The organism is Microcoleus sp. AT3-D2, from assembly GCF_036705715.1.
Lineage (GTDB): Bacteria > Cyanobacteriota > Cyanobacteriia > Cyanobacteriales > Microcoleaceae > Microcoleus.
This window is the reverse complement of the sequence record NZ_JAUBVE010000001.1, coordinates 97,019-118,646: the sequence shown is the minus strand read 5'-3', so window position 1 is coordinate 118,646 and position 21,628 is coordinate 97,019. Positions and strand designations below refer to the sequence as shown.

General features: G+C 44.9%; 19 protein-coding genes. 10 read left to right on the top strand and 9 right to left on the bottom strand.

What is annotated here, in order from left to right; genetic code table 11:
* The first annotated feature begins 13 nt into the window (after positions 1-13).
* A complete protein-coding gene (locus QUB44_RS00460) occupies positions 14-814 on the top strand; it encodes an SAM-dependent chlorinase/fluorinase (protein WP_333361737.1) in 801 nt (266 codons plus the stop codon).
* A 16-nt stretch (positions 815-830) separates the two neighbouring features.
* Here QUB44_RS00460 and QUB44_RS00455 read toward each other — a convergent pair whose 3' ends face one another.
* The 4 genes from QUB44_RS00455 to aat all read right to left on the bottom strand — a co-directional run bounded on the left by QUB44_RS00455 (position 831) and on the right by aat (position 5,996).
* Positions 831-1,718 (bottom strand): alpha/beta fold hydrolase, encoded by an 888-nt coding sequence (locus tag QUB44_RS00455; protein WP_333361734.1) that lies wholly within the window; start codon positions 1,716-1,718, stop codon positions 831-833.
* A gap of 71 nt (positions 1,719-1,789) precedes the next feature.
* Positions 1,790-4,348 carry a leucine--tRNA ligase gene (leuS, locus tag QUB44_RS00450; RefSeq protein ID WP_333361731.1) on the bottom strand — a complete coding sequence of 853 codons (2,559 nt, stop codon included), beginning with the start codon at positions 4,346-4,348 and terminating at the stop codon, positions 1,790-1,792.
* A gap of 249 nt (positions 4,349-4,597) precedes the next feature.
* Positions 4,598-5,299: a Uma2 family endonuclease gene (locus QUB44_RS00445; RefSeq protein ID WP_333361728.1), complete on the bottom strand. Its 702-nt coding sequence runs from the start codon at positions 5,297-5,299 to the stop codon at positions 4,598-4,600.
* 100 nt (positions 5,300-5,399) lie between these two features.
* Positions 5,400-5,996: a leucyl/phenylalanyl-tRNA--protein transferase gene (aat, locus tag QUB44_RS00440; RefSeq protein WP_445251267.1), complete on the bottom strand. Its 597-nt coding sequence runs from the start codon at positions 5,994-5,996 to the stop codon at positions 5,400-5,402.
* Between the two features lie 46 nt (positions 5,997-6,042).
* Between aat and QUB44_RS00435 the strand changes: the two genes are divergently transcribed.
* Positions 6,043-6,372: a hypothetical protein gene (locus QUB44_RS00435; protein WP_190740107.1), complete on the top strand. Its 330-nt coding sequence runs from the start codon at positions 6,043-6,045 to the stop codon at positions 6,370-6,372.
* A gap of 139 nt (positions 6,373-6,511) precedes the next feature.
* On the opposite strand, the gene rpsN is transcribed toward QUB44_RS00435, so the two are convergent.
* The 4 genes from rpsN to QUB44_RS00415 form a co-directional block, all read right to left on the bottom strand.
* The gene (gene rpsN, locus QUB44_RS00430) at positions 6,512-6,814 is read right to left on the bottom strand and encodes a 30S ribosomal protein S14 (RefSeq protein ID WP_333049990.1); all 303 of its coding nucleotides are present in this window, start codon (positions 6,812-6,814) and stop codon (positions 6,512-6,514) included.
* Positions 6,815-7,138: 324 nt separating this feature from the next.
* Positions 7,139-7,783 carry an endonuclease III gene (gene nth, locus QUB44_RS00425; protein ID WP_333361722.1) on the bottom strand — a complete coding sequence of 215 codons (645 nt, stop codon included), beginning with the start codon at positions 7,781-7,783 and terminating at the stop codon, positions 7,139-7,141.
* A gap of 263 nt (positions 7,784-8,046) precedes the next feature.
* Complete coding sequence (gene rseP / locus QUB44_RS00420; protein ID WP_333361719.1) at positions 8,047-9,141, bottom strand: RIP metalloprotease RseP; 1,095 nt, start codon at positions 9,139-9,141, stop codon at positions 8,047-8,049.
* A gap of 35 nt (positions 9,142-9,176) precedes the next feature.
* Positions 9,177-9,338 carry a hypothetical protein gene (locus QUB44_RS00415; RefSeq protein ID WP_333105714.1) on the bottom strand — a complete coding sequence of 54 codons (162 nt, stop codon included), beginning with the start codon at positions 9,336-9,338 and terminating at the stop codon, positions 9,177-9,179.
* A 57-nt stretch (positions 9,339-9,395) separates the two neighbouring features.
* Between QUB44_RS00415 and QUB44_RS00410 the strand changes: the two genes are divergently transcribed.
* The 5 genes from QUB44_RS00410 to QUB44_RS00390 all read left to right on the top strand — a co-directional run bounded on the left by QUB44_RS00410 (position 9,396) and on the right by QUB44_RS00390 (position 16,677).
* Positions 9,396-10,073, top strand: a complete 678-nt coding sequence (locus QUB44_RS00410) for an ATP-dependent Zn protease (RefSeq protein ID WP_333361716.1) — start codon at positions 9,396-9,398, stop codon at positions 10,071-10,073.
* A 115-nt stretch (positions 10,074-10,188) separates the two neighbouring features.
* A complete protein-coding gene (locus QUB44_RS00405; RefSeq protein ID WP_333361713.1) occupies positions 10,189-10,743 on the top strand; it encodes a hypothetical protein in 555 nt (184 codons plus the stop codon).
* 59 nt (positions 10,744-10,802) lie between these two features.
* The gene (locus QUB44_RS00400; protein WP_333361710.1) at positions 10,803-11,360 is read left to right on the top strand and encodes a Uma2 family endonuclease; all 558 of its coding nucleotides are present in this window, start codon (positions 10,803-10,805) and stop codon (positions 11,358-11,360) included.
* Between the two features lie 492 nt (positions 11,361-11,852).
* On the top strand, positions 11,853-13,283 hold the full coding sequence (locus QUB44_RS00395; RefSeq protein WP_333361707.1) for an MFS transporter: 1,431 nt from the start codon (positions 11,853-11,855) through the stop codon (positions 13,281-13,283).
* A gap of 1,033 nt (positions 13,284-14,316) precedes the next feature.
* The gene (locus tag QUB44_RS00390) at positions 14,317-16,677 is read left to right on the top strand and encodes a polysaccharide biosynthesis tyrosine autokinase (RefSeq protein ID WP_333361704.1); all 2,361 of its coding nucleotides are present in this window, start codon (positions 14,317-14,319) and stop codon (positions 16,675-16,677) included.
* 362 nt (positions 16,678-17,039) lie between these two features.
* On the opposite strand, the gene QUB44_RS00385 is transcribed toward QUB44_RS00390, so the two are convergent.
* The gene (locus tag QUB44_RS00385) at positions 17,040-19,499 is read right to left on the bottom strand and encodes a CBS domain-containing protein (protein ID WP_333361701.1); all 2,460 of its coding nucleotides are present in this window, start codon (positions 19,497-19,499) and stop codon (positions 17,040-17,042) included.
* 269 nt (positions 19,500-19,768) lie between these two features.
* Between QUB44_RS00385 and QUB44_RS00380 the strand changes: the two genes are divergently transcribed.
* The 3 genes from QUB44_RS00380 to QUB44_RS00370 all read left to right on the top strand — a co-directional run bounded on the left by QUB44_RS00380 (position 19,769) and on the right by QUB44_RS00370 (position 21,491).
* The gene (locus QUB44_RS00380; RefSeq protein WP_333361698.1) at positions 19,769-20,443 is read left to right on the top strand and encodes a HEAT repeat domain-containing protein; all 675 of its coding nucleotides are present in this window, start codon (positions 19,769-19,771) and stop codon (positions 20,441-20,443) included.
* Between the two features lie 110 nt (positions 20,444-20,553).
* Entirely contained in the window at positions 20,554-21,153 is a 600-nt protein-coding gene (locus QUB44_RS00375; protein WP_333361694.1) for a hypothetical protein, read from the top strand.
* Between the two features lie 83 nt (positions 21,154-21,236).
* Positions 21,237-21,491 carry a hypothetical protein gene (locus QUB44_RS00370; RefSeq protein WP_333361692.1) on the top strand — a complete coding sequence of 85 codons (255 nt, stop codon included), beginning with the start codon at positions 21,237-21,239 and terminating at the stop codon, positions 21,489-21,491.
* Positions 21,492-21,628: the final 137 nt, after the last annotated feature.

Genomic DNA, 21,628 nt, shown 5'->3' with positions numbered 1-21,628 from the left:
AACCTTTGGATATATGTCTAAAAATAGAATTATAACTCTGCTTACGGATTTTGGATTAACCGATGTTTATGTGGGAGTGATGAAAGGTGCGATCGCCCAAATTAACCCGCAGTTAAAAGTCATTGACATTACGCACCAAATACCCTCTCAAAATATTGCGGCGGGGAGGTTTTGTTTGATGACTGCTTTTGCTTATTTTCCGCCGGAAACCGTACATATTGCTGTCGTCGATCCGGGGGTGGGAAGCAAGAGACGCCCGGTTGCGATTAAATGTGCTAATTGCTTTCTTGTCGGGCCCGATAACGGGTTGTTTAGCGGGGTGTTGAGTCGGGAAAGTGCGATCGCATCTGTCGAACTCACCAACCGCAAATACTGGCGCACACCTCAACCCAGCAGCACTTTTCACGGTCGCGATATTTTCGCTGCTGCGGGCGCTCACTTGGCGAACGGGGTGGCGTTGGAAGAGTTGGGGGAGGATCTCGACCCCGCAAGTTTACTACAGTTAGAGATACCAAATTGTGCCGTTACAGCCACAGGTGCAGCAGGCTGCATTCAATATGTCGATCGCTTTGGCAATCTCATTACTAATATCCCTAATAGTTGCATTATAGGTAACAATTGGTCATTCACAATTAGCAATAGTTCTGATGCAATTCGCATCCCCAGCGGTAAAACCTACAGCGACAGCGAACCGGGCGATTTAATTGCCATAACTGGTTCTGACGGTTGGGTAGAAATTGCCGTTAATGGCGGCAGCGCTCAATCAGTATTGCAGCTAGAATTTGGAGATAAAGTACAAGTAATTTACAGATAGAGAGCGTAATCGGCATTCATCTCATTCTATATTCCTCGGCAAAATTAACAATAGTTTGTCGGTATTCGCTAATGTTAAAAAAAAGATCTCCATTATTGTGCTTAGCATTAGCAACAAGTAAAATTTTCTTAGGTTCAGGAGAAGCAGCATACAACTGTTTACTCATCCCACTGGGAATCAAAGGGTCAGCAGTCCCGTGGGCGAACAACACTGGAATTCGCAGCAATTTAACCTTCGCCAAAGAATCAAATTTTTGCGTCAGCAGCAGCCGCAGCGGAAACAGCCGCATTATACTGTAGCGTTCTACCATATCAAGCATTGAAGTGAACGAACTTTGAACAATTAATCCCGCAGCTTCTGGATGTGCGATCGCTAATTCCACAGCAACAGCACCTCCCATCGAATGACCGTATAAAAAGATTTCGCTGGGTGACAATTGCCGCTGCTTAACTAAATAATCATAAGCAACTTCAGCATCTTCATATACTTGTGATTCCTTCGGGAAACTGCCTTGACTGCGGCCGTAACCCCGGTAATCAATCAGCAATACAGAAAAACCCAATTGCCGAAAGCGGTAAGATTGAGTGATATTCGCACCGATGTTCAAACCCCTGCCGTGCAGGTACAATAAAGTTCCTAATGATTGTCGATTTGCGGCGGGCAGCCACCAACCGTGAAGTTTTTCAATTTTGCGCGATCGAGTTTTAACTGGCAACCAAACTTCTTGGTAAGGGATGTTAAAAGCATCCGGTGTTTTGGCGATTGTAGGTGTTGGCTGAAAGAGCAAACGAGTTTGCAGAAAAAACAAGAGTATACAGGAAGCAATGTAGGCGATCGCCCAAAATTTTCCTAAACAGAATAGCCCTCTCAAAAAAGTTTTTTTTGTCTTGTTTAGCTTGCTCATTTTTGGCATGGCTACTTCTTAACTGCAAGTCTCATAAACCCGGTTTCTTCAATAAACCGGGTTTCTCATCTTTATCCCGCTACCACGAAATTAACCAACTTTCCAGGCACCACAATTACCTTTTTAATCTCCTTACCTTCCAGGTGACGCTTGGCTAATTCCGACTCGCGAGCAAACTTTTCCAAAGCAGCTTTATCAGCACCAGAAGGCACTTGAATTGTGCCGCGAGTCTTGCCCATAACTTGAATAACCAGCGTAATTTCATCGGTAACTAATGCCGATGGATCGACAGTCGGCCAAGTTTGCGTATGCACCAATTCACTGTTACCAGTATTGTGCCACAATTCATCAGCAATATGCGGCGCAAAAGGCGCTAACAAGCGAATCAAAGTGTTAATTCCTTCTGCATAAATTGGCGAATCTTTACATTTAGCATCATTCAAGGCATTGCTGAGTTTCATCATTTCAGAAACAGCAGTATTGAACTGATAATCGCCCTCCAAATCTTCGCTAACTTCCTTAATTGCAGTGTGAATTGCCCGCCGCAAATCTTTCTCAGGTTTACTTAATTCAGCATTCTCTCCTGCTTGATCTGGGGTGGCAGGGACTCGTCCAGCAAACTCTGTAACCACGCGCCAAACGCGATTTAAAAAGCGAAATTGCCCTTCCACATCAGCGTCGTCCCACTCCAAATCCTTCTCTGGCGGCGCTTTGAATAAAATAAACATCCGCGCCGTATCTACCCCATATTTGCCCATAACTTCCAAGGGGTCAACACCATTGTATTTTGATTTGGACATCTTCTCGTAGAAGACTTCCAAAGCTTCGCCAGTTTGAGGATCTTTGGGATTTGCGGGGTCTATATCTGCTGGGGGAACGTATTTGCCAGTAACGGGGTTTTTGTATGCCATTGCTTGTACCATGCCTTGAGTTAACAGGCGTTTAAATGGTTCGTCACAATTGATCAAACCCCGATCGCGCAAAACCTTGGTAAAGAACCGCGAATACAGCAAGTGCAAGATTGCGTGTTCGATGCCGCCGACATATTGGTCTACGGGCATCCAATCATTTGTCTTCGCCGTATCGAAGATTTGCTCTTGATTTTGAGCATCGGGATAGCGCAAGAAATACCACGATGAATCGATAAAAGTATCCATCGTATCTGTTTCCCGCTTCGCCGGAGTGCCGCAACTCGGACAAGGAACGTTTACCCATTCTTCCATCTTTGCCAAGGGCGAACCTTTGCCCGTAAATTGTACATTTTCCGGCAACAATACGGGCAAATCAGATTGGGGTACGGGAACTGTTCCGCAGGTGGGACAGTGAATTACGGGAATCGGAGCGCCCCAATAACGCTGTCTGGAAATTAACCAATCTCTCAAGCGGTATTGGATTCGGGCTTTGCCATAACCTGCATTTTCGGCATGGTGAATAATCGCTGCTTTGCCTTTAATTGAATCCATCCCGTTGAAGCTTTCGGAATTAATCATAATTCCTGGTTCGGTGTAAGCTTCGGTCAAGGGCAGCTCATCATCATCCACAATTACTACTTTAATTGGCAGTTGATATTGATTGGCAAATTTGAAATCTCGCGTGTCGTGGGCGGGTACTCCCATGACTGCGCCGGTGCCGTATTCGTACAGCACATAATCGGCAATCCAAATGGGAATTTCTTCGCCGTTGAAAGGATTGATTGCTTTGCCACCTGTGGGGATGCCGCGCTTTGGTTTGTCTTCGGCTGTGCGATCGATCTCGCTTTGGGCGGCGACTTCTTTGATGAAGGTTTCTACGGCGGCTTTTCTGTCTTCCGTTGTCACGCGCTTAGTTAGAGGATGTTCCGGCGCTAAAACAAGGTAACTGACGCCGTAAACTGTATCGGGACGTGTGGTAAAAACGGCGATTTTTTCATCCATTCCGACAATCGGAAATTCTAAGTAAGCGCCGACTGATTTGCCGATCCAGTTGGCTTGCATTAATTTGACTCTTTCTGGCCAATCTGGCAATTTGTCTAAGTCGTTTAATAACTGTTCGGCATAATCGGTAATTTTGAGGAACCACTGCCGCAATAATTTGCGCTCGACTTTGGCACCGGAACGCCAGGAACGACCTTCGTTATCTACTTGTTCGTTTGCTAAGACTGTTTGATCTATGGGGTCCCAATTCACGGCGGCTTCTTTTTGATAAGCTAATCCTGCTTCTAAAAATTGCAAGAAAATCCATTGAGTCCACCGATAATAATCGGGAGAACAAGTTGTAACTTCTTTTGTCCAATCAAATGAAATGCCCAAACGCTGAAATAAGCCTTTCATTTGGGCAATGTTTTGATAAGTCCATTGTGCAGGCGGAATTCCTCGCTCGATGGCTGCATTTTCTGCGGGCAAACCAAAAGCGTCCCATCCCATCGGATTCAATACCCGATAACCTTGCATTCGCTTGAGTCTGGCAATTACATCGATGATTGTGTAGTTGCGGACGTGGCCCATGTGCAAGTTTCCCGACGGGTAGGGGAACATGGATAAGGCATAAAATTTAGGCTTTTGGGTATCTTCTGGCATCTGGTCTAAGTTTTGCTCAGCCCATGTCTGCTGCCATTTTTCTTCTATGGATTGGGGGTTATATCTGGAATCCACAACAATTTCTCCTTGTATAATTTACTAATGTTTGCTTGAATATTTTTGCACATTCAAGGGGCTTCGATTCTGATTTTTCTGAGCACCAAGGATTTTGGCTCGAATATCTGTATTATATATTGTAGTATAAGTAATTTGAGCTGGGGGCGATCGACCAAATATCCCCGTTCGCCCTGAAAAAAGTAAATAACTGCAATCCCCAGAAACCCGATTTCTTTGACAAACCGGGTTTATTCTCCTAGTTCGAGCTTAGATGCTATCTGGATCGATGTTCAATTCGCGCAGTTTGGCGGCTAAACGTTCGGCTTTCTGAGCTTCTTGTTCGGCCCGCTGCGAGGCCTCTTCTGCGCGCTGAAATTCTTGTTCTGCGCGCCGTCGCTCTAATAGCCGCTCTGCATTTATTTCGGAATAGGAAAGAAACTTTTCTCCATCAGGGCGATAGATTTCTAACCCTTCTTCTGGTAACTCAAACCGCACTCCCAGTCTGGGACTTATCCATCCCTCCATCGGTTCAATTGGTTCTAAGATTCCTTCAATTCTTTGCCAACCTTCTAACTGATTTCTTTCGGGATCGTAAAGGTAATACTCCTCGACTCCATAACGATAGTAAAATGAAAGTTTCTTGTTCATTTTTGTGTTACTATCGTTGTGGGAGCGAATTTCAAAGACGACTTGGGGAGCAATATTATCTTCGCGAGATTGTATGTATGAACGTCGCTCGCCTTTTGGTCTACCAAATATCACCATCGTATCCGGCGCTTGAGAAATCTCTGGTCTACCTTCAACCGGATACCACAGTAAATCGGCGGCTACAAACACGTTGGGGTCATCTTCAAACAGCGATTCGCAACCTTCTTTGATTGTGACAATTAATTTGTATTGTATTGTGCTGTCTGCCATTGGTTGACCGTCGCTGCTGGGATAAATAATTTCTTCGGTTGTGACTTGCATAGTGGTTGTCTCCGAGAAGTATCTCAGCTTAATTATACTATTGTTTGAAGCAGCTAGTGGGGTCGGAAACGGTACAGCCTTTTTCCGACTGACAGAATATTCAAAATAGCGTGCAGCGGCGCTTCAAAGCTGCTTGCAAAAGAGTGTTGTACAGTTTTTCCTTAACAGTATAAGCTCCGAATCTTTCCAAGTGCGGATTGTTCATTTGAGCGTCGAAAAGTAGATAAGATCGATCGCGCAATCTCTCCACCAACTTCACCATCGCCACCTTAGAACCCTCGGGAATTCGGTAAAACATCGACTCCCCAATAAACGCACCGCCGATCGACAATCCTAAAATACCGCCCGCCAATTCGTCCCCGCACCAAGTCTCGAAGCTGTAAGCCCAACCGGCCTCATACAAACCCCAGTAAATCTTCTTGAGCTCCTTAGAAATCCAAGTCGTTTCGCGATCGGCACAACCCTCAACCACCGCCCCAAAATCGCGGTTCACAGTCACCGAAAATCGATTTTGATTGATTTGGCGACGCAGGGATTTCGGATAGGTAAATCTTTCATCCAGGGGAATCAGCGCCCGCTGCCGGCTGGAATACCACCCCAAACTTTCCTCGCCCTCATTTGCCATCAAGAAGTAGCCTTGGGCATATCCTTGTATAATTGTCGGTATATCATATTGCATATATTTATCAGTTGTCATTTCTCCGTTAACTTTTCAAAGTCAACATTAGCAATTAGGAATAATCATGTCTGAAACCATTGAACCTATTACCTTACCGCCCGCCAAAAACCCTGAACAAGAAGGCCAATGGCTCCAACAAACGCTGCTGGCATGGCTAGACTCCGAGTTTATCCCAGAAGCAGCCAACCAGCAAATAGCTAAAAGAGCTGCCCAAATCTATGTCCGCCAGCGCATGGAAGGCGAAAATGACGTGGGCAGCCTCGTAATTGCGATCGTCACCGAAATGCAGGCCTATGATTTTTCTAAAAGCTTCTACGGCGAATTTGCGATCGCCAATGCCGTCAGCGACTTGTTACTCGAAAGTCTCGGCATCGATAAATGCTGTGGCCAGTGAAGCAAGAAGGAGGAAAATTTAACTCATAAGTCTGAAACAAAAATCAACCCCAAACCTAATCCTGCCGATTAATTGTGAGTTTTTTTCTTCCTTCTTCCTTCTTCCTTCTTCCTTCTTCCTTCTTCCTTCTTCCTTCGTGCTACCAGCTAGACTTCACAACACCGGGCAAAAGACCTTCGTGAGCCATTTCTCGCATCATGTTGCGAGACAGTCCGAAGTCACGATAGTAACCTCTGGGGCGTCCAGTTGCCCAGCAGCGGTTCCGCAAGCGAGTCCGCGAACTGCTACGGGGTAGCTGTTGTAGTTGGCGGTGAATCGCCATTTTGTCCATCTGATTGTTAGCTTGGTCAAACTGCTCTTTCAGGTCTTCCCGCTTGTCGGCATACTTGTCTACGAGTCTCTGGCGCTTTTTCTCGCGCTCGACCATGCTCTTCTTAGCCATAATCTGTTGATATCCTTAGATAAATCACAATCTACTATTTTACTATATTTTGGTCATTTCGGATCGAGTTTATCTGAATTATTTCTTTTGTCAACAAGATTTTTAGCAACAGGCTTTCCGGCTTGTTCCACAATAACTCAACATTTTTAGCAACAGGCTTTCCGGCTTGTTCCACAATAACTCAACATTTTTAGCAACAGACTTTCCGGCCTGTAATTAATACTTATGGAAAACCTAACTATTAGCAGAAGGGTCTCAATCTGTAAAAACTTCAGATTTTTGTGGTACAGGGCGGAAAGCCTGTAATTAACATTTATGGAAAACCTAACTATTAGCAGAAGGACACAAATCTGCAAGTTCGCAAATATTGCAAGCCGGATTTCTCGCATTACAAACTGCCCTGCCGTGATAAACCAACCGAATCGACCAATTTTCCCAATCCGGCTGCGGCAACAATACCATCAAATCCCGCTCGATCCTTATAGGATCGGTATGTTCGGTCAATCCCAACCGTTGACTCAAACGTTTGACGTGAGTGTCTACTGTCACGCCCATATTAATACCAAAAGCGTGGGCGAGAACGACATTAGCCGTTTTGCGGGCAACTCCGGGCAATTCTAGTAGTAGTTCCATCCGCTGCGGCACTTGATTGTTAAATTTATTGACGATCGCCTGACAAGCACCTTTAATGTTTTTAGACTTATTCCGGTAGAAACCAGTCGATCGCACGAGACATTCCAATTCTTCTATATCAGCATTTGCCAAAGCCACCGCATCGGGAAAACGCTCAAACAAAGCCGGCGTTACCAGATTTACTCGATCGTCCGTACACTGAGCCGAGAGAATCGTCGCCACCAGCAACTGCACGGGAGTTTCGTAGTTGAGAGTGCAAGGAGCTTCTGGATAGAGGCGTTTGAGGCGAATCAGAATTTCGAGCGATCGTTGTTTTAAACTTAACTTTTTAGTCATTAGTCAGTAGTCAGTAGTCATTAGTCATTAGTCATTAGTCAGTAGTCATTAGTCATTAGTCATTAGTCAGTAGTCATTAGTCATTAGTCATTTGTTATTTGTTTTTTACTGGTTCCTAGGGACGACCGGGGAACCCATAACCAGAGGCTCTGCCTCGCTTACTGAGGAAAAAAAGGAGAGGGAAAAACAGGAAAATAGGAAAACGGAAAAGTAGAGATAATTCGTCCTACTTCCTTCTTGCTTGTTCCCTCTGCCTTCATTTACTATTGCATGAAATTTCGCAAATCAAAGCCAGCCAAATTAGCAGTATCGCGAATAATCAAGAAAACTCCTAAACCCAGCAACAAGACCAAACCAGTCTGCATGACATTTTCCTGAATACGGTTCGGCAGAGGCTTGCCGCGCAGTCCTTCTATTAAAAGAAAAGCTAGCTGACCGCCGTCCAAAGCAGGTAAAGGCAAGATATTAATCACAGCCAAATTGACGCTAATTAACACCGCATACTGAAACAAACTCGCAGCATCCGATTTGGCAATCCCTGCACCAATCGCCACAATCGCCACAGGCCCGGACAACTTGTCGGCAGTCTGGCTGAAATTGCTAAGTAACTGCCCGAAACCTTGAACCGTCAGCACCACAATCCGCTCAAATTCTTTGGCGGCCTTGCTAAACGCCTCTACAAATCCGGCCCTCTGCCGCACGACAGTGCCGTTAGAAGTTAGCTGCACGCCAATGCGACCTTTGCCTTCGGGCGACTCTTCAGGAGTTACTGTCACCACAAATTTTTGTTCTTGGCGCTGAATTTCCAAAGCTAGGGGTTGGTTGGGATGATCTTGGATTGCTGTGACCAATAATTTGATTGCTTCGCGGGAAGCGCCCAATTCCTTGCCGTCAACAGACAGAACAACGTCGCCCGATCGAATTCCCGCTTGTTTGGCGGCAGAACTGACTTCTGCGGCGACTTCCGGGACTTTAACTCCAGGTAGGTAGTTCATTTCTGCTGCGCCGACAGTGCCCAATTGCACCACCAACAGGAAGTAAGCAAAAATCAAGTTGGCAATTACCCCTGCACTAATGACGATCGCCCGATCGAGCACGGGGCGATTTTTGAGCAAATTCGGGTCATTTGGGGGAATTGTACTGTCTGGATCGTCGTCCGGGAAACCCACGAAACCTCCCAGGGGAAAGGCGCGGAGGGCGTATTCAGTTTCCGGGCCTTGGTACTTCCAGAGGACGGGCCCGAAACCGATAGAGAAGCGGTTGACGTGGATGTGTTGAAGTCTCGCCGCCAGGAAGTGGCCGAGTTCGTGAACGACAATCAAGATACCTAAAACTGCGATCGCTGCCAAAACTGACATGAAGGATTCCACTAACACTTTTACTGGACTTTGATTTATTTTAATATCTTTTTAATATCGGTGGCTTCGGAGGGACAATTTTCAGTCAAACTGGAAGGTGGTGTTTTTGTCGGAAGTCCCGGCTGCTGCGATCGACCCGACGCTGCCAAACCGATCGCGCGATCGTACCTGAGTTTACCTCTAAAACCAATTCCCATTACCAATTCCCTATTACAAATTACCCATTACCAATTCCCCATTACCAATTCCCAGTTATGAAAGACACTTCTTTGAATATTATCGCTATTTCTATCTTTGCCATCACCGTTTCAATATTGTTGGGGCCTCTATTCAACTTGCCAGAAGCCGTACCTGCGATCGCCACTTTTTGCCTGTTGGGGCTAGCCACCCTTGACAGTTTCCAGTGGCAAGGTCAAGGCGGTACTATTTTATTAGATTGGCTGGGGGGAACTTCCAAACAAAAGCGCGATCGAATCCTTCACCACGAAGCCGGACACTTCCTAGTCGCGTACCTGTTGGGAATTCCCGTAACCAGCTACGCCCTCAACGCTTGGGAAGCATTTAAACAAGGTCAAACAGCCCAAGGCGGGGTCCGATTTGAAGACGAACAATTAGCATCTCAACTCCAAAGTGGCACACTTTCCGCCCAACTTTTAGACCAATACTGCACGGTATGGATGGCCGGAATAGTCGCCGAAAAATTTGTTTACGGCAGCGCACAAGGAGGAGCAGAAGACCGTACCAAAATTAGTGCTATTTTAACACAACTGCGCCGTCCAATTTCCGAAATTCAACTTAAACAAAACTGGGGTTTGCTGCGAGCAAAAAACCTGCTCGAAAGCCACAAATCAGCTTACGAAGCCCTAGTAGCCGCAATGGAAGAAAGAGCAACTGTTGCCGAATGCTACGACATAATCCAGCAAAATTTATAGGAAAAAAATTACGCACTCTTGCCTTATAAACCCGGTTCCTCTGTAGATTTCTCACAAAAACAAAAAAATTGCGTAGAAACCGAGTTTAAGAGCGTATTATAGGGATTAAAAATTCATGTCAGAACCAAATATTTTCCCAACAACACTGCAAACAGCGATCCCAAATACAGAAAAATTGTTGTGGCTGTTCGGTTTCCGGATCGACCCCGGCACCGAAATACCAAATCTATATACTCTAATTGTCTATGGAGAACAAGAGCCGCCCTTAGTAGCCGGCGGTCAACTTGTATTTTTTACCCGTCCAGAATTAGCGATTAACGCTCTCCAATTGTGCAATATCGATGTCAGCAAACTGGGAAAGCCACCCACACAAATAGACGCTATTTGCGACATTGCAGAAACGCTGTACTTGCTCGATGCCGAAGATTTTGACGAGTCAGCTACTATCCTCAATTGTTTGAACGCACTTTTCGATTTAGTGAAAGCTACTTTAATACCCATGCCAACTGAATATAAGCGCATACTTTATGATTTTGCAGACCATTTGAATATTGAGGAAGAGTTTGCAAGTTTTTTAGACGCAGAAGATATTCAGCGATCGGAAATTGTCAATGCCATTTTGTGGTGTGTGGGAGCAATTACAGCTAAATCTAGATTGTTGACCGAGTAATTTAATAAAAACTAGAATGTGAATCGATAATAGATAATATCGCCAAAGGAAATTGTGCCATGACTGTAACAGATGTACGCTTGTGGACTGTAGACGAATACCGCCGCATGACCGAAACAGGCATTCTCAATCCCGATGAACGAGTCGAATTAATTGACGGGCAAATTATTTCAATGAGTGCAAAAAACCCTCCGCACGCAGCAACTAACCTCTGTGCAGCCGACTATCTAAGAAATCTGCTGGCAGGACTTGCTTTAATTCGCATTCAAGACCCGATCGCTCTAAGCTATAATTCACAACCAGAACCGGATATTGCTGTAGTGCAAATTGACCCTCGGCTGTACCAAGATTTTCATCCCGCACCCGACAATATTTTATTATTAGTAGAAATAGCTGACACGACTTTAGAAACAGACCGCAAGCGGAAAGCACCGGCTTATACTAAGGCGGGAATTACTGATTATTGGATACTGGATGTTAACACGCGGCAAGTTTATGTTTTTCGCGAACCGGGCGAGGCAAACTACCGACAAGAAACAGTATTTAATGAAGATGATGTTTTGTCAATGCTGGCATTTCCAGAAATAGAAGTTCAGATTTCGCAATTTTTTCCTTAAGTCTGTGGGCGGCGGGTTTATCGATATCTTTAGCTACCGATCAATACTTCGGGTAAAACCCGCCCCTTGTATGGTGCGTAGCTGCTAGATTTTCGAGCTTGGGAAGTAGATTATCTGTGGCGACGCACCCTATGGTATCTACGGGTATTGTGTATATTGATATCGCTCGAATTACCACAACGTTGTAGGGGCGGGTTCACAAACCATACATAACAATGACCGACTATTTATATAAACCCGCCCCCACCCCACCGTAAATCTAAACGTAAATTTGGCTTGTTTGTTGGGTGGGGGCGGGTTTTTGAGATTGTTTGTTTTGGGGCGATTATTGTTGGTGAACCCGCCCCTACAAATCTATCAATTACCAATTACCAATTACCCAGTCTTCAGAATAATCCAGATCGCTACAAAAAACTTAGTATTAGGGCGTAGCGCGAGTTATACTCCTACTGGAAAGACTGTGACTGCCAAAAAATCTCGAAATTAAAGTTTATGAGCAACACTTCCGGGCCTCGACCAGCCGCCGACAACCCCAAAACAAAAAAACTCAGCCTCTCAACAAAATTAGCTTACGGTGCCGGCGACCTCGGCCCGGCAATTACCGCTAATGTTTTGGCATTTTACCTCCTAGTTTTCTTTACCAATGTCGCTGGTTTACCGGCCGGCTTAGCCAGTAATATTTTGGTAGTTGGCAAGGTTTGGGATGCCATAAATGACCCGATTGTGGGCGTTTTGAGCGATCGCACTTCTCACCCTTGGGGCCGCCGATATCCTTGGATAATATATGGTGGCATTCCCTTCGGCATATTCTTCGTATTGCAGTGGATTGTACCTAGCACGGATCACACAGTGTTATTTTGGTACTATGTTGGAATCAGCATTTTGTTCAACACCGCCTACACGGCTGTCAATCTTCCCTACACTGCCCTGACTCCAGAACTTACTCAAGACTACAACGAACGCACTAGCCTTAATAGTTTTAGATTTGCTTTCTCCATTGGCGGCAGCATCTTTTCCTTACTATTAGCTCGACATATCTTTATTGTATTTCAAAACAACCCGAATCAAAAATATTTAGTATTAGCTGCAATCTGTGCAGTTATCTCTGTATTGCCTTTGTACTGGTGCGTTTGGGGAACTCGCAAGCACGTCGCAGCCCAACTATTAGAAAACCCAGAGGCAGATAATTCTACCTCCTTGCCGCTGAAAGAACAGTTGCGGGTTGTATTTAGCAATCGTCCTTTTTTGTACGTCATTGGAATTTATCTCTTTTCTTGGCTGGGAGTGCAGTTGACTGCTACTATTATTCCCTTTTTTGTTGTTAACTGGATGCAACAGCCCGAAGACGTTTTTAGCTTGGTTGCGATCGCAGTTCAAGGCACTGCATTAATCATGCTATTTGTTTGGAGAAAGGTCAGTGATCGATACGGCAAAAAAGCAGTATATTTTATGGGCATGAGTTTGTGGATTATTGCCCAAGCTGGACTGTTTTTCCTCCAACCAGGACAAGTATTGCAGATGTACCTGCTAGCAGTCATGGCCGGTGTCGGAGTTTCCACGGCTTATCTAATACCTTGGTCGATGATACCGGATGTGATCGAACTCGACGAATTGCAAACCGGAGAAAGACGCGAAGGCATTTTTTATTCATTCATGGTACTGCTGCAAAAAATCGGATTAGCAGTGGGTTTGTGGTTGGTAGGCCAAGCATTAGAAGGAGCTGGATTTCTATCTACAGTTCCGGGACAGCCTGCACCCGTACAGCCAGAGTCGGCACTGTTTGCGATTCGAGTTGCAATCGGGCCGCTGCCCACAATTGCTTTAATTGCTGGCATGATTCTTACATATTTTTATCCTATAACCCGCGAAGTTCATGCAGAAATATTGCTGAAACTGCGAGAAAGAAAAGCACAAAATCAGTAAGCGCTAATAAGGAGTATTTGGTAATTAGTAAAAACGCAAAATAACAACTACGAAGAGCTAATCCGAGCGAGAGCAATAGCAATCGTCCCATTCTGTGCGAACTCTTCTTTTTGTTTAACAATTTGTCATCTTATTATGGCATCGGTTAATTCAAAAAAGCGAGTTTCGCGTTTCCCGAAAGGATTGCTATAGCTTGCTTGGAGGGCGAATAACAGGGAGAGTTTTAGTAATAGCCCCGCAACCCAGAAACCTAGTTTTTTTACGAAAATACATAAATCGCGCCGCCCCATCTGCCCCGGTAGAAAAACCCTGAAGGCTTGAGTTGTTCGAGATGTCGATCGGGCTTGAGAACACAAATTATTAACTTTTATGTCTGTCGCGCAGTATAGAGAGTAGTTTGTGATATAATTATAAGTAAGCCAATATAATTAATTCAGTCAGCTAGCCCCTCCAAAAGTTTATAATTAAAAGAAGAAACAGATTTTTCTCGGAAATTGATTCGATTAGTTGCCGTTCCCAAAAATCTGCTGAATGTGGCTAATTCTATCTACATGGGAAATGCAAAACCTTTTAGCCGGTCAGTTAGCGCATAAGTTAACAAATGCTTCTGCCCTGGACTGCGAACCGAAAAATGGCATAGAGGACAAACCAATACCAGCGCCAGCAGCGGCTGAGGTGTTACGGTCAATTGTAAAAGTTTGGTAAAGTTATTGAACCCCCTGTCGCGAAGCTAAGCAACACCTGCAAAAGTTGGCTTCGTCGCCCGGAAACCCTAAATACAACCACAACGCAGCCGACCCAAATGCAGTCTGATATAACTCTCCAGCAGTCGTAAAATAACTTTTGCCGCCGGCATAGCATAGGGATTTAGTTATTTTTGTATACTATGTGAAAGTAGTGAGAACTATTAGAAGGAAGTGGGCTCGACCAACCAATAATTTCGTGTGATATCCTTAAGCCAATGCTCAAAGTATCAACCTGAAGGCTCGCAGAAGAAAGCTGATTTTACCCACAAAATATCCAAGAGGTCAACATGGAAAGAGAACAGGACGCTCATATCGTACCCATTAGCAACCAGAGCAGACAGGTGCAGCAATTTTCCGTTGACGAGGGAGAAGAGTTAAGCGCGCAGCCTCAGAAAGGATTGAATGTAAAACCGTTATTGAGGACTTTTCAGCGACAAGCCCTAATCATTATTGGGATTATAGGTCTAGTAGGCGCTGGAGCTTTTTATCAGATCAAGGGAGGCAAGAAAACATATCAAGGCGATTTTCGGATGCTAGTCGAACCCGTGACAACGGAGGCAAGAATTGCTGATCCCTCTGCCCTAGCCAATCGTAGCGAGGGGGGTGGAGTACCTAATCGAGATTTTTTTAGTTTGGACTACGCAACTCAACTTCAAATTCTCCAGAGTCCTCAGATGCTGGGGGCTATTGTTAAACAAGTCCAAAAACGATATCCACAATTTACTGAGAAACTTCTTCAAAAAGAATTAGTCGTTGTGCGGATGGGAGAAGATCAGATGACGCTCACTAAAATTTTGGAAGTTCGCTTCATGGGGAATGACCCTAAATTTGTTGAGTTCGTTTTACAAGAAACTAAAAAGAAATATTTAAAGTACAGTCTTGATGAACGCAAGACTCGGATTGGTGAAGGTGTTAAATTTATTGAAGACCAGCTTCCGGGACTCAATAAGCGCGTAAACAACCTGAAATCGGAGTTACAGGTTATACAGCAGCAGCAAAAGATTACCAACCCTCAAGAACAAGGCGCGCAATTAATAGAGCAAGTTCGTACCGTAGAAACTTTAGAGTTAGAAACTCAAAGGCTACTGCAAGAACAGAAAACGCTGTACGCTAACTTGCAAAAACAATTAGATTTTACACCAAATGAAGCTATTGCTGCTTCAGCTTTAAGCGAAGAACCTCAATATAAAGAGTTGCTGACCAAGGTTAAGGAAGTAGAAGGTCAGATTGCTGTAGAAACAGCTCGTTTTAAATCGGCTAACCCTATAGTGGAAGCTTTAGAGCGCAAGCGGGAAAATTTAGTAGCTTTGCTTAACCAGCAAACTGAGCGAATTTTGGGGCAAAATTTAGTAGGCGCCCAAGCCAATTCTAAAGTTCAGAATTTTCAAAATTCTATTCGCATAGGCTTGATTAAACAATTGGTTGATACTGCTAACCAAGTAGAAGTCTTAGAAGCTCGCCTTCAAGCAATCACCCAAACTAAAAACAATTTAAACAGGCAAGCAACAGAATTCCCCACCATAGCCCGCCGCTACAACGAACTGCAACAGCAACTAGAAGTAGCCGCCCGCACCCGCGATCAACTTTTAAGCCAGCGGGAAACTCTGCGCGTCCAAGCCGCTCAAAGCCAAGTACCTTGGGAAATAATTTCTGAACCACGGATACCGGAGGATGAGAAGGGCCAGTTGATGACTGTTCCATCGAAAGCTAAAAACAAATTTTTGATGGCAGTTGTTGGAGCGCTAGTTTTGGGTCTGGGAGCTGCTATCCTCATTGAAAAGTTCCGCAATATTTTCTACTGTGCTGATGACGTTAAAGATGCGGTTGAAGCCCCTTTATTGGGAGCAATTCCTCTGGACAAAAATGCTAGAAAATTGCCGCCTTCTATTGCTAATGCCTATGCTTATATTGAAGGAAAAGAGGGGAATAAGAAAATTGCTGCGGAATTTATAGAAGCTTTTGACTCTCTTTATACTAATATCCGCTTTCTTTCTTCAAATCGAACGATTCGCTCTTTGGCAATTGGTTCGGCTACAGTTGGCGAAGGCAAATCTACCGTTGCTTTAAACTTAGCTCACGTGGCAGCGCTGGCGGGTCAGCGAGTGCTGTTAGTAGACGCGAATTTGCATTCCCCCAGCCTGCACTTGCTGTTGGAACTGCCTAATGTCAAGGGATTGAGCAACTTGCTCGACAATAAAAACGAACCCCATGAAATTATCCAACGATCGCATCTAGCAGATAATCTTTTTGTATTAACTGCTGGTCTCCCGAATCCTGGTACTGCCCGACGGCTGGCATCATCTGGGATGCAGTATTTAATGGAAGAACTTCACGCAAAATTTGACTTAGTTATCTACGATACGCCGCCGCTCGTTGACAGTAAAGATACGAATTTTTTAGCGGCGCGCACCGATGGCATACTGATGGTTGTAGCAATTAAGCAGGTTTCCTTTTCAGTAGTCCAAAAAGTTTTCAGTCAATTAGAAAATTTTGGCATACCATGCTTGGGAACAGTTGCGAATCATGCCCCTAAACGCAAGAAGTATCCAGCATCGAGATCATCAGTTGTTGTTGAAGATAAAAATGAATATTTGAATTTGACACCAGCACCGTCTCGTATCCGCAAACTAGCTCCTAAGAAAGAGTGACACCCAACAAAGATGACCCCCAAAAAAGGATACCAGCCCCCGACAGGAGTCAATCGATTTTAGATTTTAGATTTTAGAGGCGACCCCACGGATAAATGCTCTTTCTTGAGGATTTTTGATTTTCGATTTTGGATTGATTCCACGGATAAATCACGTGGCGGGTACCACCTTTGAAATTCGTAGTCATGGAAATCCCAAAATTTTAGACTCTTGTTCAAACTCCCAGATTCGTCTGTGGAGTAAATCGAAAATCGAAAATCGTTCGACTGAGCGCGACTTGACTAAGCGCTCGGCGAACCTCTCAGGCCGAAGTCGAAAATCGAAAATCGAAAATCGAAAATCGAAAATTGATTGATGGCGGACTAATTTCCATCCGGGTTGGTAGGAAATGTGACGATAAAATTAGTCCAGCCATTCCTGCTTTCAACCTCAATTTTTCCTTGCAACTGTTCCACAAGTTTTTGAACCAAAGCTAAACCCAAACCTGTACCTCCTTGTTTCCAAGGATCTGCGTTGGGAACTCGATAAAATTTCTCAAAAATTCGAGGCAATTCCTCTATGGAAATGGACGATTGATTGCTGAGTGTAAATTGGATTTCTGAAGCCACAGCACTTGCTTCTCGTGAATTAGTCCTTTGTCCTTCTTGTTCCCAGTCTCCGTTTTTGCACTCAACTTTCAGAAAAATTTCGCCGTCATTGGCAGTATATTTGCAGGCATTGTTGAGGAGCTCGGCTAAAATTCGTCCCAAACTAGCGCGGTTGGAACTGATCGTGGGGAGGTGGCGATCGCACTCTACTCGCAAATCCTGGTGGCGGTCGTGGGCCCGGGTGTAAAACGGGTCGATAATAGTAGGCAGCCAGACTTCTAAGTTTACTGGTTCGAGGTCGATCGGGCAAGTTGCGGCTTCGAGCCGCTGCAAATCTAGCAAAGCATTAATCAAATCTGTTTCTCTAGTACATTCTGTTTCTAAAATTTCTAGGTAAATCTGGCGTCGATCGACTGTGGGAGAAATTCTCAGCATATGAATAGCCATTTTTATATTAGCTAAAGGCGTCCGCAGTTCGTGAGAAACTGTGCTGAGAAATTCATCTTTGAGGACATTTAAATGCTGGAGTTCGTGAACTTTTTGCTGCAATTCTGCGGTGCGTTCTTGGACTTGGCGTTCGAGGTCGGTGTTGAGATTTTGGACTTGCTGATAGAGTTGGGCTTGCTGAATGGCGATCGCGATTTGAGTTGCCAGTTGCAGCAGCAAATCCACTTCCGAAGGCTGCCACTGCCGGGATTGGGAACACTGATGGACACACATCATCCCCCACAAATTGCCGTCTTGCAAAATTGGTACAATCAAATAAGCTTTGATTTGCGCTTGCTGAAACCGCGCATATTTTTCGGCGATCAAACAGGCTTGGTCGATGTCGGGGACGGCATAAATTTCCTGTTCTATCACCGAAGCAGCTTCTTGCCAAATATTATCCGGCATGATTTCTCCCAAGATTGAAGGCCATTTTTCGGCAACGGATTCTGCCACTACAATACCGTAATTGCTGGACTCTAAATGCAGGATTGCTACTCGATCAGCTTGCAAAACTTGGCGGACTTCATCGACGCTGGCGTTGAGAATTTCTTCGAGGTTTAAGGATTGGTGAATCCGCAAGGAAATGTGAGTTAACAGGCGATCGCGCTGCAATTGTTCGTGGAGTTTTGCAGTCCGTTCCCGCACCTGCTGTTCCAGTTTGGCGTTGCGGCTTTGCAGCAGTTCCACTTTTTCGGCTTGCAGTTGATAAACCGACTGCTGCAACTGTTTGACAACTCGGTACATTTCGGTGGGGTCGAGGACTCTGAGCAAGCTGGTCTGAGTAATAATCCCCAACAGTTCTCCGCGCCCGCCGCACACGACCAACCGCTGCACTTGTTGCTGCTGCATTTCTTTGTGCGCCGTCCATAGAGAATCGGAGGGTTGAAGAAATTGCAGGGGAGTTCTCATAACTTTTTGAGCTGGGGTTTGCTGGAAATTTAGTTCGAGAAACTGTGCCTGCACAAGGTCATATTCGGTAATAATTCCCAGGGGTTGGTGAAAGGAATAGTGAAAAATGGAGGTATAGTCATCTTTGGGCTTCTCCATTGTTAATTCTTTGTTTTTTGTAATCACTACGCAACTGACTTGATGCTCTGACATCAGTTCGGTTATGGTCAGCAGCGAGGCGGTGTGAGGCGCTGTAATTGGCGTAGTCATTAATTCTGCTACCCGCCGCAATTTAAGAATGTTTGAAGGTTGCAATACTTGGCGAATTCTTTCCCGTGTCAGCACTCCTACCAAGTGGCGAAATTGATTGACGATCGGCAAATAGCGAATCTTGTGCTGGCGAAATAAGGATAAAGCGGTAAACACGTCTTGGTCATCGGATTCTGTGAGGGAAACCGACACCGGCGACATCACTTCGGAAATTGGTATTTTGTGCAGGGCTACTTTGTGCTGGTTGTCTATTGTGCCAGAAGCTATCAGCCTCACTAGGTCGGCGGGAGTTAATATGCCGATTAACAGTCCGCGGCTGGGGTTGTCGGATAAGTTGCCTGTGGTAATAGTTTGCTGGTTCTGCACGACGAACACGCAGCGGGCCCGCACCTTTTCCGGCGTGGATGTTTCGGTCATCGCCCCCCGGTCTGAGGGTACAGGTGTTTTGACTAGGGGACAACTGTTTTGCAACTGACTCATCAGGGCGATCGCCACTGCTAAGGAAGTGTCTGGCCCGGCAGTGAGGGGGTAGCGATCGATCGCTTGTTCTAAGGCTGAGGAGTAAAAGGGCGGGTGGTAGAACGGCATAGTTGATTGCAGGTTGTCAGAGGGCGGCTAACTATCGGGCAAAGCCTTAGGGAACGGCAGAAACACCTCGCCTGTGCTTGGGATTTAAATAATAAACTTTCTCATTGATTATTTCCACGCAATCTGAGCTTTAGATTAATCGTCTCACTAATCCGCAATCTTACTCTTCTCAAATACGCAGGGCGGTTTTTACTGCCTGCTTTTCCCCTGAGACTCCCCTATAATCAAAATAACCCGAATGTAAAGTTTTACTACAAGATTTACCCATAATGACAACTTTAAGCTTAGAGCAAATTGCAGCCAAGTTAGAAAGCCAAAATTCCGCCGATCGAATGGTGGCTTTGGCCAACTTGCGGAATGTGCCTGCTGCAGAGGCGGTGCCTTTGATTAAAAAGGTGTTGAACGATGAAAGTTTGCAAGTGCGATCGATGGCTGTGTTTGCTCTCGGCGTGAAACCGACAGCAGAGTGCTATCCTATTCTAGTCAAATTGCTAGAAACAGACCCGGATTACGGCATTCGCGCTGACGCTGCGGGTGCTTTGGGCTATCTGGAAGATATCAGAGCTTTTGATGCTTTGGTGCGGGCTTTTTACGAAGATACTCAATGGCTGGTGCGCTTCAGTGCTGCTGTTTCTCTGGGGAATCTCAAAGATCCCCGGGCCCGCGATGTGCTGCTGAAAGCTCTCGACAGCGAGCAAGTGGTGATCCAGCAGGCGGCAATTTCGGCTTTGGGGGAAATTAAAGATATTGGGGCGATCGATCGCATCCTCAATTTTGCTCAGTCGGAAGATTGGCTGATCCGCCAGAGGCTGGCTGAAGCTTTGGGCAATTTGCCGAGTGTTAAGAGCGTTTCGGCTTTGAAATACTTAGAAAAAGATAGTAATTCTCAAGTATCTGAGGCGGCAACAATTTCTCTTGATCGTTTGTCAAAAGCAGAAGTGTAAAAATTTGTAGAGGCGGGTTCACTAAAATCTGTAATTTAAGTAGTAAAATCAGAGCAACCCGCCCCGGCTGCGATGTTTGAAAAAATTATTGTTTTGAGAGAGGGAGTCAAATGCCCTACAGTCAATTTAGTCTCGAACAAATTAAGGCCTCTTTCGGCATCGTCTTTTCGAGCAAGATGGGCTTGTTTGCTGACATTCCCGAAATAGAACCCAGCAGTTTTTTGCAAGAAACTTTGCAATTCAATCTGCCTTTAGCACTAGAAATTAATTCCGAAAAAGCTCGCTCCGAGCTAATTGTCGCGCCAATATTAGTTGAGATAAAAAAACGGCTACCGGAACGGATAAGTTTATTTTCCGGTCGAGAATTCAATGTAGACGCTGCTAGGGGTTTGAGCGGTTATTGCGATTTTCTAATTAGCAGATCGCCGGAACAGCTAGTCATTGAATCCCCCGTTATCGCCTTGGTTGAAGCCAAAAATGACAACATCCAATCCGGCTTAGGACAGTGCATGGCAGAAACGATCGCAGCACAAATATTTAACCAGCGTCAAGAAAATGACATTCACATAATTTATGGAGTGGTGACAACTGGGAGTATCTGGAAATTTTTCAAGTTAGAAGGAATTGCGATCGAGATTGACACCAGCGAATATTTTATTAATAATGTTGGTAAAATTCTCGGTATCTTAATAAAATTTATAGAGTCTTGAGTGAAACCAGAATGTATTATTTAAGCTGCGAGGGCAAATCGCAAGTTAAAATAGTTGTTGATATCCTTTAACCAAAGCCAGCCATGAATCAATCGCCCAATCCTTTTAACTCAAATCCATCCAATCCGCTAGACCCCTTGGAGCAAGAAGTTGACGAGCAAGGTGAAGCATTGCCGAAACAGTACCACCCGGCAACTAAAAAAACTCTGCAAAAAGTCTTTATTATCCTGGTAGTTGTCGGGACAATTATTGGGGGAATTCTATCTATAGGGGTGATTTCGCTGATGCAGAAAGCTGGACTCACGGATGTGCCGGCGCGGGTACAAAATCCTAAGTGAATGGGTGGGTTGAGCGTACCTGAAGCGATCGCCTTAATTATAGTATCCTTCAATATCGCGCCCATGTTGCGCGAAATTAAGATGCGATCGCTCACCTATTCCCTAAACAAATCTTAATATTTTCATTATTTTATTTG

Excerpts from the sequence above, each read along its gene's own strand:
- QUB44_RS00390 (WP_333361704.1), top strand. The coding sequence starts at position 14,317 with ATGGAAAGAGAACAGGACGCTCATATCGTACCCATTAGCAACCAGAGC.
- rpsN (WP_333049990.1), bottom strand. The coding sequence starts at position 6,814 with ATGGCTAAGAAGAGCATGGTCGAGCGCGAGAAAAAGCGCCAGAGACTC.
- QUB44_RS00395 (WP_333361707.1), top strand. The coding sequence starts at position 11,853 with ATGAGCAACACTTCCGGGCCTCGACCAGCCGCCGACAACCCCAAAACA.
- nth (WP_333361722.1), bottom strand. The coding sequence starts at position 7,783 with ATGACTAAAAAGTTAAGTTTAAAACAACGATCGCTCGAAATTCTGATT.
- QUB44_RS00415 (WP_333105714.1), bottom strand. The coding sequence starts at position 9,338 with ATGGGAATTGGTTTTAGAGGTAAACTCAGGTACGATCGCGCGATCGGT.
- QUB44_RS00370 (WP_333361692.1), top strand. The coding sequence starts at position 21,237 with ATGAATCAATCGCCCAATCCTTTTAACTCAAATCCATCCAATCCGCTA.
- QUB44_RS00435 (WP_190740107.1), top strand. The coding sequence starts at position 6,043 with ATGTCTGAAACCATTGAACCTATTACCTTACCGCCCGCCAAAAACCCT.
- rseP (WP_333361719.1), bottom strand. The coding sequence starts at position 9,141 with ATGTCAGTTTTGGCAGCGATCGCAGTTTTAGGTATCTTGATTGTCGTT.
- QUB44_RS00445 (WP_333361728.1), bottom strand. The coding sequence starts at position 5,299 with ATGCAAGTCACAACCGAAGAAATTATTTATCCCAGCAGCGACGGTCAA.
- QUB44_RS00405 (WP_333361713.1), top strand. The coding sequence starts at position 10,189 with ATGTCAGAACCAAATATTTTCCCAACAACACTGCAAACAGCGATCCCA.
- QUB44_RS00460 (WP_333361737.1), top strand. The coding sequence starts at position 14 with ATGTCTAAAAATAGAATTATAACTCTGCTTACGGATTTTGGATTAACC.
- aat (WP_445251267.1), bottom strand. The coding sequence starts at position 5,996 with ATGACAACTGATAAATATATGCAATATGATATACCGACAATTATACAA.
- QUB44_RS00455 (WP_333361734.1), bottom strand. The coding sequence starts at position 1,718 with ATGAGCAAGCTAAACAAGACAAAAAAAACTTTTTTGAGAGGGCTATTC.
- QUB44_RS00400 (WP_333361710.1), top strand. The coding sequence starts at position 10,803 with ATGACTGTAACAGATGTACGCTTGTGGACTGTAGACGAATACCGCCGC.
- QUB44_RS00385 (WP_333361701.1), bottom strand. The coding sequence starts at position 19,499 with ATGCCGTTCTACCACCCGCCCTTTTACTCCTCAGCCTTAGAACAAGCG.
- QUB44_RS00375 (WP_333361694.1), top strand. The coding sequence starts at position 20,554 with ATGCCCTACAGTCAATTTAGTCTCGAACAAATTAAGGCCTCTTTCGGC.
- QUB44_RS00410 (WP_333361716.1), top strand. The coding sequence starts at position 9,396 with ATGAAAGACACTTCTTTGAATATTATCGCTATTTCTATCTTTGCCATC.
- QUB44_RS00380 (WP_333361698.1), top strand. The coding sequence starts at position 19,769 with ATGACAACTTTAAGCTTAGAGCAAATTGCAGCCAAGTTAGAAAGCCAA.